This is a genomic window from Actinophytocola xanthii, assembly GCF_001921205.1.
GTDB classification, from domain to species: domain Bacteria; phylum Actinomycetota; class Actinomycetes; order Mycobacteriales; family Pseudonocardiaceae; genus Actinophytocola; species Actinophytocola xanthii.
This window is the reverse complement of the sequence record NZ_MSIE01000002.1, coordinates 138,864-149,665: the sequence shown is the minus strand read 5'-3', so window position 1 is coordinate 149,665 and position 10,802 is coordinate 138,864. Positions and strand designations below refer to the sequence as shown.

The window sequence follows — 10,802 nt, the reverse complement described above, 5'->3', positions numbered from 1 at the left end:
CGGTCCGTCGGGGTGGTCGGATGGGCGGGCGGTTCAGGGCTGGACCGGCCTCACTGCGCGTCGGCGAGCGAGGTGGTCCAGATGCTGCGCCCGTAGGTGGCGGCGTAGAGCGTGTCGCTGCCGGCCGGCAGGTCGATGTCGTTGACCGGCACCAGCGGCAGGTTCGCGCCGACCTTGCTCCACGTCTTGCCGAGGTTGGTGGTGCGGAAGACGCCGACGTCGGTCGCGATGAACAGCCAGTTCTTCTTCGTGGGATGGCGGATGACGTCGTTGACCGGCGCCTGTGGGATCCGCCAGCCGGTGATGTCCGACCAGGTGCGGCCGCCGTCCCTGGTCATGACCAGGTGCGGGTAGGGGTCGCCGGAGCGCCAGCCGGAGAAGCTCGCCCAGGCCACCTTGGCGTTCTCGTGGTCGACGGTGATGCGGGTGACCCAGCGACCGGGGAACACCGGGCTCTGCAGCTTCTCCCAGGTCACCTCGCCGGGCGCGGCCATGGCGTTGCGGCTGACCCACATCAGGCCGCTGTCGGTGCCGGCGTAGACCAGGTTCGGATCGGCCGGTGTGGTGCCGATCGCCGTGACGGTGCCGAAACCGGGCGCGCGGGGCTCGGTGCCCTCGGTGAGGTCCGGGCTGATCGGCTGCCACACGCGCTGGCCGGGGTCGATGTCGATCCGGTTCACGACCTCGCTGCCGCCGAACATGATCCGCGGGTCGGCGCCGAACTCGAGCGGCGCCACCCAGTTCCTGCGCAGGCCCGGGATCGCCATGCTGAACCCGACGCCGTCGACGAAGCCGCGGCAGCCGCCGTTCTGCGAGCAGCCGTAGTACTTGCGGTCGTTGGTCGGGTCGATCCGGTTCATCATCCCGTCGCCGCCGACGAAGTTGAACCAGTCGCCGGTGACGGTGTTGTCGGTCCCCCAGGACTTCAGCGAGCCGTTGTCCTGCGAGCCCGCGTTGACCCGGGAACCGTCCTGGACCGAGACGTCCATCGCGTAGAACTGTGTCACCGCGAGGTGCGGGGTCTTGGCCCACAGGCCCTGCGCGGCGCCGTTCTCGGTGGACCAGTAGAAGCCGCCGTCGTTGCCGAGGTACACCTTGTTCGGCACGAACGGGTCCCACTCGAGGCCGTGCTGGTCGGCGTGCGGGGTCTGCGAGGTGACCCAGGTGAGGCCGCCGTCGCGGCTCTCGGCGAGGCTCACGCCCGCGACGAACACGTGCGCCGGGTCCACCGGGTCCACGTACACCCGGCCGAACCACCAGGCGAACCCGCCGCTGATGGTCTGCAGGGTGCCGCCGCTGGTCGGGCCGACCGGGGTCCAGGTGGCGCCGGCGTCGGCACTGGTGAAGAAGCCGTTGAAGTTGCCGCCGGCGGTACTGGAGATGAGGTAGGCGCGGTTGGGGTCGCTGTCGCTGAAGTCGACGCCCATCCGGCCGACGTAGGTGGCGGTGACCGGCTGGCCCTCGATGTCGACGCTCTGCGGGAGCGGCGCGGCGTGGATGTTGGTCCAGCTGCGACCGCCGTCGGTGGAGCGGTAGACGAACGAGTTCTTGCCGTAGATGCGCGACTTCTCGTCCCGGATCTTGTCCCAGGTGGTGGCGAGCATGATGTCCGGGTTGGACTTGTTGATGCTCACGTCGATCGCGCCGGTCGAGGCACTGGCCGGGACGATGACGCGGGTCCAGGTCCGCCCGCCGTTCTCGGTCATGAACAGACCGCGGGTGGGCTGGGTGTCGTGCAGCGCGCCCATCACCGCGACAAACACGCGCCGGTCGTCGCGCGGGTCGATGACGATCTGGCCGATGGTGTCGCCGCTGCGCAGCCCCACGTTGGTCCACGTGCGACCGCGGTCGGTGGACCGGTAGACACCCCGGCCGTAGTAGGAGGAGCCGCCGCCGTGGTCGGGCTCGCCGGTGCCCGCCCAGACCACGCCGCGGGAGTCGACGGCGACCGCGCCCATCGACTGCGGCAGCTGGTCGTCCCAGGCGGGGACGAACGTCGCGCCCGCGTCGTCGCTGCGCCAGAGCCCGCCGGTGCCGGTGGCGATGTAGACGACGTTCCTGGTGGTCGGGTCGGCCGCGACGTCGCGGATGCGGCCGCCGATGTTGCTCGGGCCCAGCTCGGACCAGACCTGGTCGGTGCCGGGCGAGCGCATGGCCGTCGCACCCATCCGGTCGGACTGCGCGACGGCCTCGGTGACCGCGGCCTCCGGAATGGAGCCGTCCGGGTTGGCGCGCTGGAGGTACATCCACTCCTCGGCGCCGACCGGGTTGGCGGTGGCCTGCGCCGCGGGCGCCGGGGCGTCCCGCGTCGGCTCGGTGACGGAGGCGGCGCCCGCACCCAGGAGGACCGCGAGCGCCGCGGCCACGATCGGGACAGGTCGGGTTCTGCGCGGGGCCACTCGTCGCCTCCAGGCTCGGGGATTCGTCCGCACGGTAGCCCCGAGAAGTCCGTTTCGTCGTCCTCCGAACGGTTGTTCGTTTTCCCTGTTTTTCCCACTCGGTGTCTAGAGTGGCGCCGTGCCGGGACGTGAGCTAGCACTGTCTGTCGCCGCCGCGTCACTGCTGGTGGTCGCGGGGTGCTCGGGTGGGTCGGGGGAGGAGGCCGCGAGCTGTCCGCGACCCGGCCCCGCTCCCCCGGAGCAGACCGCGCTCCTGCCCGACGGGCTCTCCCTCGACCGGGTCGGCACCGTCACCGAGGTCGTGAGCACGCGTGGTCACCTCACCGTGCGGGCGGTCTCGGCCGAGCCCATCGACGAGCTCACGGTGCTGATCCAGGACGCGGTGACCGCCGCGGGCTACCGACCGGCCGGAATGGACAACGAGGGCTTCGAGGCGGAGGTCTTCTTCACCGCCGGGAACTACGCCGCCGGCCAGGCACTCGTGCGCCGCGCCGAGTGCGAGGGCCAGTGGGACGTCGAGCTCGTCCTGGTCGAGCCGGACACCCTGCCCACCTCCGCGGGTGGCCCGCCGTCCCAGAACCGCTGAGACCGGCCGCGTCACCAGCCGACGTTGCCGGGGCCGCGCACGATCGTGAAGCCGGAGTTGTTCACCAGTGCCGGTCCGGCGTTGCCGGTTACCGTGACCTGGCTGAACGTTCCGCTGCCCGGGACGTTGAACTCCATGCCGGCGGTCCCCGTGCCGGCGAAGGTCACGCGCTCGACGGTCAGGTTGGTGATCGGCTGCTGCCAGCTCGCCAGCAGGCCCTGGTACGAGCTGTCCGCCACCCGCAGGTCTCGCAGGACCACCGCGCCGGTCAGCGCGGTCTCCGGGGCGTACAGCCAGACCGCGCCGAGGTCGCTGTTCCAGTCGAGGCTGTGGGATCCGGTCCGGGTGAGCGTGGTGCGTGCGACGACCGTGGTCCCGCTGAACGGGGTCGCCTGGTGCCAGTTGGACACGGTGACGCCCGAACCCTGGAACACCGTGTCCGAGACCAGGGTGTCCTCGACCCGGTTGCCGGCGCCGCCGTAGATCGCCGCGCCGTTCGCCAGGATCGGCAGCGCCACGGTGTTGAACGCGAACACGCTGTCCCGCACGGTTCCCCCGGCCCCGGCCCAGGACCACATCGCCAGGGCGTCGTCGCCGGTGTTGCGCAGCGTGCTCTGTTCGACCCGGACGCCGGTGGCGTTGCCGTTGATGTTGACCCCGTCGGCCATCGTGTTGCGCACCCGCAGCCCGGCCGCGTACAGGCCGCTGGTGCTCCCGTTCACCCAGAGGCCGACCTTCGCGTGGTTGGTGGCGACGTGGTGGACCAGCGAACCGCTGCCGAAGTCGCCCTCGATCGCCGCGTCGGAGTTGGGGGCGTTGTCCGGGTCGCGGGTGGTGACGTCGCCGTCCAGGGTGAGGTCGGCGACCTGGACGTTGCCGCCGGTCGCCATGAAGCCGCCGCGGCGGTTGGTGCCCTGCAGGACGGTGTGCCAGATCCCCGCCCCGCGGACGTCGACGCCGGCGACGTGGAGCAGGCCGCTGATGGCGAACCGGCCGACCGGGATCCACACGCCCCGGGTGGCGCCGGACTGGGCCGCGGCGATCGCCGCCCGGATGGCCGCGGTGTCGTCGCCGCCGTCGTCGGGGCGCGCCCCGTGCGCCGTGACGTTCACGTAGCCCGCCGGCGCGCTCAGGGCCGGGTCGGCGACCTCGGCGTCCACCAGGTCCACCGTGATCGTGTCCACGGCGGCGGTCTCCTTGGTCAGCCGGAGGACGGTGCCGGACGGGTAGGTGCGGGGCAGCAGGACCCGGGAGTCGTCGAAGAAGCGGTGCGGGCGCTCGCCGCCGGGCGCGCCGGTGAACGGGTAGGGGCCGTACATCCAGCTGTACCGGGACGTCAGCGCGAGGTCGGTGACCTTCGCGCCGCCGGCGTGCACGGCAAGCGGGGCGCTGGTGCCGGTGCCCTGCGCGTTGTCCGGGATGCTGGTCCGCACGGTGATCGCGTTGGCCGGCTCGGTCAGCGTGACCTCGACGTACTGCCCGGTGCCGGTGAGCTCGACCGCGCGCCGGCCGGAGGCCTCCGCCTGCCGGGTGGTGTACGTGCGGTCCGCGGGGAGCACCCGTCCGGTGGTCCTGCCCGCCTCCGCCTCGTAGGTGGTGTACGGCAGGGTCGCGCCGCGCGCGTCCAGCGGCGTGCTGCCGGCGACGACGACGTTGTCGAGCTGGACGCCGCCGGTGTCGCCCTGGTCCACCTGGTACCCGACCAGGTTCAGGTTCGCCCGCAGCGGGAGCGTGTGGTTCAGGGTCTGCCACTCCCCCGCCGGCAGCGTGAGCCGCGCCTGGCGCAGGCCGTTGGCGTAGACCGAGAGGGTGCGGGCCGCGCCGGTGGGGTTGCGGAACCGCAGCGCCACGGTGGCGGTGCCGGCCGCGGCCAGGTTCACCGTGCGGATGACCCGGGCACCCGTGGTGGTCAGCCCGGTGACGAAACCCCGCCCGGTGAAGCCGGGGACGTCGGTGCCGACCGCGGCACCGCCGGAGAGGAAGGCCGTCTCGAGCTCGCCGTCGCCCACCGGCTCCTCCGGCGCGGGCGGGGCGTCGATCCGGAGCTGGTCGAGGTTGACGTTGCCGCTGTCGGCGGTGCCGTAGCCCACCGCGACCGTGTTGTTCCCGGCGCGCAGCGACACCGGCTCCGCCACCGTGCCCCAGGTCGACCAGCTCGCGGTGGCGGGCAGGGTGATCTGGCGGGCGGTGCCGTCGACCACCAGCGACATGGTCCGGGTGCCGCCGGTGCCGTTGGCGTACCGGATCACCGCCGTCGCGGTCCCGGTGCTCGTGGCCGGCACGGTGAACGTGGCCGTGGCGGTGCCCCGGTTGGCGTCGGTGAAACCGCCGACATAACCCGAGCCGGTGTACCCGGCGTGCTCGGACTCAGCCAGCGCGCCGCCGGACAACGCCGCGCCCTCCGCCTCGCAGGTGCCCTCGGCGGGTGTCTGGGCCGGCGAGACGGTCAGGCTGTCGAGGTTCACGTTGCCGTTGTCCGCCCGCCCGTAGCGCAGGGCGACCGTGTTCGAGCCGCCGGCGAGCGCTGCCGAGTACCGCACGGTTCCCCAGGTCGCCCAGCTCGCCGTCGCGGGCAGGCTGATCTGGCGGGTGGTCCCGTTGACGACCAGCGACATCGTCCGGGTGCCACCGGTGCCGTTGGCGTACCGGACGACGAGGTCGTTGCCGCCCGCGGTGGCCCCGGTGACGGCGAAGGTGGCCGTCGCCGTGCCGCGGTTGGCATCGACGAAGCCACCGACATAGCCCGGTCCGGTGTACCCGGCGTGCTCGGTCTCGATGCGGGCGCCGCCGGCCAGGGCGGCCCTCTCCGCCTCGACGGTCACCGCAGCGGCCGCGGCCGTGACCGGCGCGGTGGTCACCGCCGTGGCGGTGACGAGGAGGGCGGCGAGCGCGGCCGCCCCCACTCGGGACAGGTGCTGCGACATCATTGTTGGCTCCTCGTGGCAGGGACGGGTGGGTCAGCCCTTCACGGCGCCCTCCAACGCGCCGCCGCGCAGGAACAGCCGCTGGAAGACCAGGAAGATCACGACCGGGATCACGGTGGAGATGGCCAGCGCGGCGAGGAACACGTCGAGCTCGACGTAGCGCTGGAGGGCGGGCAGGCGCACCGAGAGCGGCTGCGCCGCCGGGTCGGGCAGCACGAGCAGCGGCCAGAGGAAGTCCTTCCAGCTGGCCACGACGGCGAGCACCGAGACGACGCCGATGATCGGCCGCGACATCGGCAGCACGACCGACCAGAACAGCCGGTACGGCCCGGCGCCGTCCACCCGCGCGGCCTCGAAGACCTCGCGCGGCAGGTTCGCGAAGAACCGCTGGACGAGCACGATGGCGAACGCGTTGGCGCCCGCCGGAAGCCACACGGCCCAGAACGTGTTGATCATCGAGGTGCGGACGACGGTGAGGTAGAGCGGCACCAGCAGCACGATCGACGGCACGAACAACGTCGCCAGCACGACGCCGGTGACCAGCCTGCCGTAGCGCGGCCGGAGCACGGCCAGCGCGTAGCCAGCCGTGGTCGCCACGAGGAGCTGCACGAGCCAGCAGCCGAGCGCAAGCAGGACCGTGTTGAGGAAGTGGCGGTCGATGTCCACCCTGGTCCACGCGGTGGCCAGGTTGGCGAGGTCGATGCCGTTCGGGAAGATCGCGAGCGGCTGCCGGAGGGTGTCCCGGGTCGGCGTGACGGCGGCCTTGGCCAACCACAGCATCGGTCCGAGCCCGACGACCAGCAACAGCGCGAGCAGCAACCCGTGGACCACGCGGACCCCGCGCCGCAGCGGCTTCGACGCCCACTCCGCCGGGGAGAGCAGCCCACGCCCGCTCACGAGGTGCTCCACGAGCGGGTGAGGCGGAAGTAGAGCGCGGAGAACACGGCGAGCACGGCGGCCAGCATCAGGCTGAGCGCGGTCGCCGCGCCGTAGTCCCCGCCCAGGCTGTCGGCGAAGGCGTAGTCGTAGATCAGCAGCAGGACGGTCGTCGTGGCGTTGGCCGGTCCACCCCCGGTGAACAGGAACGGCTCGAGGAACACCTGCGCGGTGCCGATGATCTGCAGGATGAACGTGACCAGCAGGACCCCGCGCAGGTTGGGCAGGGTGACGTGCCAGACCTTGCGCCGGATCGACGCGCCGTCGATCTCGGCGGCCTCGTAGAGCTCCGGGGGCACCGCGGCCAGCGCGGCCAGGTAGATGATCACCGTGCTGCCGGCCGCCGCCCAGGTGGCCTCGAGCACCAGCGAGGGCATGGCGGTGTCGGCGTCCTGCAGCCACCGCAGCGGGCCGATCCCGACCGCGCCGAGGAGCGTGTTGAAGACCCCGTTCGGCCCGGCGTCGAAGAAGAACTTCCACAGCAGCACCGCCACCACCGGTGGGACCACCACCGGCAGGTAGGCCAAGGCGCTGAACAGGCCCCTGCGCCTGCGCACCTCGTTGATCAGCACGGCGACCACCAGCGGGATGGGGTAGCCGAACACCAGCGCGAGCACCGCGAACCAGAGCGTGTTCCGCACGGCCGTCCACAGCAGAGGGTCGGCGAGCACCTGGGCGAAGTTGTCCAACCCGACGAACTCCGCCCCGGTCACCATGTTGGTCCGCTGGACGCTCATCACCACGGACTGGACGATCGGCCCCCAGGAGAACAACCCGAAGACCAGCACCATCGGCAACAGGAACACCAGGGGCGCGAGCCCTCCGTGCCGCACCCAGGTTCGCGGGCTCCGCCGGCGCCGGGTCACGTCTCAGCCCCGGTCGAGCAGGGCCTGGGCCTGCGACTGGGCGTCGGCCAGCAACGCGGGAATGTCGGCGTCCCGGTCGGTGAGCACGGTCTGCACGACGGTGTCGAGAATGCCGTACACCTCCTGGGTCGACCGGGTCGGCTCGGTGACCAGCGGCTGGTCGAACATCGCGTCGGTGTAGGGCCTGAGCTGGTCCACCGGGACGTTCACGTACTCCTTCACCCAGCCCCGCGCCGCGTCGAAGGTCGCCCGGTCCAGCACCGGCAGCTGGGGAGCGCCCACCGGCTGGCCCGTCTCGGCCAGGGTCCGCGCGTCGAGGACGGCGGCGTCCTTGTCGGTGAGCTTGGCCATGTAGTAGAAGTCGATCCACCGCACCGCCGCCTCGCGGGTGCGCTCACCGGTCTTCGGGCTCACCACGGCCAGCGTGCCGCCGCCGAGCACCCCGGCCTCGGGGTCGTCGACCAGCGGCAGGACCGCCACCCCGTAGTCGGCCGGCCGCATCGCGTTCTGCGTGACGAGGTTGCCGTAGTTGCCGCCACCGGAGACGTACATGCCGATCCGGCCGGCCGCGAAGTCCTGGTTGATGGTCGCCCAGTCGTAGAGGAAGTTGGCGCCCATGCTCTCGTCCTCCCACCGCATGGCCGCCACCAGCTCGAGCGCCTCGGTCATCTCGGGCGTGTCCAGGGTGGCCGTTGCCTTCTCCCCCCGGATCGACTCCGTACGGCCCCCGAACGCGTAGTCCAGTGTGGTCAGGATCCAGCCGCCGGTGTTGTCGGAGGTCATCTGCGCGTAGCCGGTCTGCCCGGTGCGCTCGGCGATCTGCCGTGCCGCGGCGCGCACCTGCGGCCAGGTGGTGGGCGGCCGGTCCGGGTCGAGCCCGGCCTGGGTGAACAGAGTCCGGTTGTAGTGCAGTCCCTGGCCGTAGGCGGCGATCGGCACCGCCCACTGGCGACCGTCGGGCGCCTGGCCGGCGGTGGCGACGGTGGGGTTGAACGAGTCCGCGTACGGGAGCCGGTCCACCTGGTCGGCGATGTCGGCGATCTGCTCGCGTTCGATCAGGCCGCGGCCGTCGGTGAACGGCACGGTGAACACGTCGGGGATGGTTCCGCCGGCCAGCTGGGAGGTGAAGGTGGCCGCGCTCCAGGTGTACTCCTGCGGCTGGATGTCCACATCGGAGTGACTGGCCTCGAACTGCTCGACCCGTTCGTTGAAGGCGTCGACGGCGCCCTGCTCGAGGCCGGCGTCGATGGCGACCGTGACCACGACCCTGCCGTCCTCGCCGACGGCGTCGGAACCTCCGGCGCCGTCGGACCCGCACGCGGCGAGGGTGAGCGACAGGCAGAGCACGAGGGCCAGGCGGGCGGTGCGGTGGGGAGACTTCATCGTCACTCCAGGTTCAGGCGCGCAGCCAGGCGGCGGCGTCGGTGGGTAAGCGGTCACGGTCCAGCTCGGCGCTGGTCAACAGCACCTGGCGGTGAGTGGGCAGGGGAACGGGATCGGCGCCGAGGTTCACCACGCACAGCAGGTCGCCGCGCGCGAAGGCGAGCACCTCCGCTCCCGCGCCATCGCCGACGTCCAGCCAGGTGAACGACTCCCCGCGCAACGCCGGGTCGGACCGGCGCAGCGCCAGCGCGCTGCGGTAGAGGGTGAGCATGGAGCCGGGATCCCCGTCCTGCGCCTGCACGGAGTGCGCGCCCCAGCCGGCGGGCTGGGGAAGCCAGGTCGGCGCGTCCCCGTCCTCCGGCCCGAACCCGAACGACCGGCCGGAGCGGGTCCACGGGATGGGCACCCGGCAGCCGTCCCGCCCGGGATCCAGGCCCTCCGAACGGAAGTGCATCGGGTCCCGCAGTGCCTCGAGCGGGAGGTCCTCGACCTCCGGGAGTCCCAGCTCGTCACCCTGGTACAGGTAGAGCGCCCCGGGCAGCGCCGCGGTGAGCAGTGCCGCCGCCCTGGCCCGGCGCGTTCCGTGAACGAGGTCGGTGGGGGTGCCGAAGCGTTTCGCGGCGAAGCCGAACGAGCTGTCCGCGCGCCCGTAGCGGGTGACCGGACGCGTGACGTCGTGGTTGGACAGCACCCAGGTCGGCGGGGCGCCGACCGGCGCGTGGGCGTCCAGTGTGGACTGAATGGACTCCCGGAGCTGCTTGGCCTCCCATGGGCGCATCATGAAGTCGAAGTTGAACGCCGAGTGCATCTCGTCGGGTCGCAGGTACCGGGCGAATCGGTGCCGGTCGTCGAGCCAGATCTCCCCCACCAGCACCCTGGGCTCGGCGTAGGAGTCCGCGACCGCGCGCCAGCCGCGGTAGATGTCGTGCAGCTCGTCCCGGTCGAGGAACGGGTGCTCGCCCGCGGCGTAGGACTCCGGCACCTCCGGGAGCGCCGGGTCCTTGACCGGCATCGTGGCGGAGTCGACGCGGATGCCCGCCACCCCGCGGTCGAACCAGAACCGCAGCACGTCCTCGTGCTCGCGGCGGACGTCGGGGTGGTTCCAGTTCAGGTCGGGCTGCTGTGGTGCGAACAGGTGCAGGTACCACTGGCCGTCGGGGACGCGGGTCCAGGTTCCGCCGGAGAAGCTGGACGTCCACCGGGTCGGCGGCAGCTCCCCGCCGGGACCGCGGCCGTCACGGAACCAGAACCGTTCCCGCTCGGGCGAGCCGGGGCCGGCCGCCACCGCCGCCCGGAACCACGGGTGCTCGTCGGAGACGTGGTTCGGCACGACGTCGACGATCGTGCGGATTCCCACGTCGGCGGCCTGCGCGAGCAGAGCCTCGGCCTGCTCCAGGGTTCCCAGGGCCGGGTCGATCGCCCGGTAGTCGGCCACGTCGTAGCCGCCGTCGGCCTGCGGCGAGACGTACCACGGCGTGTACCAGATCGCGTCCACGCCGAGGTCCCGGAGGTAGGGAAGGCGGGCGGCCACGCCGGCGAGGTCGCCGACGCCGTCGCCGTTCGCGTCGGCGAAGCTGCGCGGGTAAACCTGGTAGATCAACGCGTCGCGCCACCACTGTCCGGCCGTCCGGCCCTCGCCCGTCGTCACCTTTCCGCTCTCCTCACCCGCGCATGTGGAAGACCCGGCGCCGAGTCGGCGCTGGTCAAT

At 72.2% G+C, this 10,802-nt stretch carries 7 protein-coding genes; 1 reads left to right on the top strand and 6 read right to left on the bottom strand.

The features are described from left to right. Nucleotides 1-50: 50 nt before the first annotated feature. Nucleotides 51-2,399 (bottom strand): WD40/YVTN/BNR-like repeat-containing protein, encoded by a 2,349-nt coding sequence (locus BU204_RS02325; RefSeq protein ID WP_075123814.1) that lies wholly within the window; start codon nt 2,397-2,399, stop codon nt 51-53. A gap of 118 nt (nt 2,400-2,517) precedes the next feature. Between BU204_RS02325 and BU204_RS02320 the strand changes: the two genes are divergently transcribed. Continuing rightward, on the top strand, nt 2,518-2,985 hold the full coding sequence (locus BU204_RS02320) for a hypothetical protein (protein WP_075123813.1): 468 nt from the start codon (nt 2,518-2,520) through the stop codon (nt 2,983-2,985). A gap of 11 nt (nt 2,986-2,996) precedes the next feature. Here the strand turns inward: BU204_RS02320 and BU204_RS02315 are convergent, their stop codons facing one another. Genes BU204_RS02315 through BU204_RS02295 form a run of 5 tightly spaced genes read right to left on the bottom strand, consistent with a single transcriptional unit; the run spans nt 2,997 to nt 10,742 of the window. Further along, nucleotides 2,997-5,912, bottom strand: coding sequence for a CBM35 domain-containing protein (locus BU204_RS02315; protein WP_083660934.1), 2,916 nt, complete (start codon nt 5,910-5,912; stop codon nt 2,997-2,999). A 30-nt stretch (nt 5,913-5,942) separates the two neighbouring features. Beyond that, the gene (locus BU204_RS02310) at nt 5,943-6,806 is read right to left on the bottom strand and encodes a carbohydrate ABC transporter permease (protein WP_198942742.1); all 864 of its coding nucleotides are present in this window, start codon (nt 6,804-6,806) and stop codon (nt 5,943-5,945) included. Beyond that, nucleotides 6,803-7,678 (bottom strand): carbohydrate ABC transporter permease, encoded by an 876-nt coding sequence (locus BU204_RS02305; RefSeq protein ID WP_075123811.1) that lies wholly within the window; start codon nt 7,676-7,678, stop codon nt 6,803-6,805. Before BU204_RS02305 ends, BU204_RS02310 begins: the two co-directional genes overlap by 4 nt. A 36-nt stretch (nt 7,679-7,714) precedes the next feature. Continuing rightward, nucleotides 7,715-9,094, bottom strand: a complete 1,380-nt coding sequence (locus BU204_RS02300) for an ABC transporter substrate-binding protein (RefSeq protein WP_075123810.1) — start codon at nt 9,092-9,094, stop codon at nt 7,715-7,717. A 13-nt stretch (nt 9,095-9,107) separates the two neighbouring features. Further along, nucleotides 9,108-10,742 (bottom strand): glycoside hydrolase family 13 protein, encoded by a 1,635-nt coding sequence (locus BU204_RS02295; protein ID WP_075123809.1) that lies wholly within the window; start codon nt 10,740-10,742, stop codon nt 9,108-9,110. Nucleotides 10,743-10,802: the final 60 nt, after the last annotated feature.

Coding starts and splice junctions, on each gene's coding strand:
- BU204_RS02315 (WP_083660934.1), bottom strand. CDS start 5,912: ATGATGTCGCAGCACCTGTCCCGAGTGGGGGCGGCCGCGCTCGCCGCC.
- BU204_RS02300 (WP_075123810.1), bottom strand. CDS start 9,094: ATGAAGTCTCCCCACCGCACCGCCCGCCTGGCCCTCGTGCTCTGCCTG.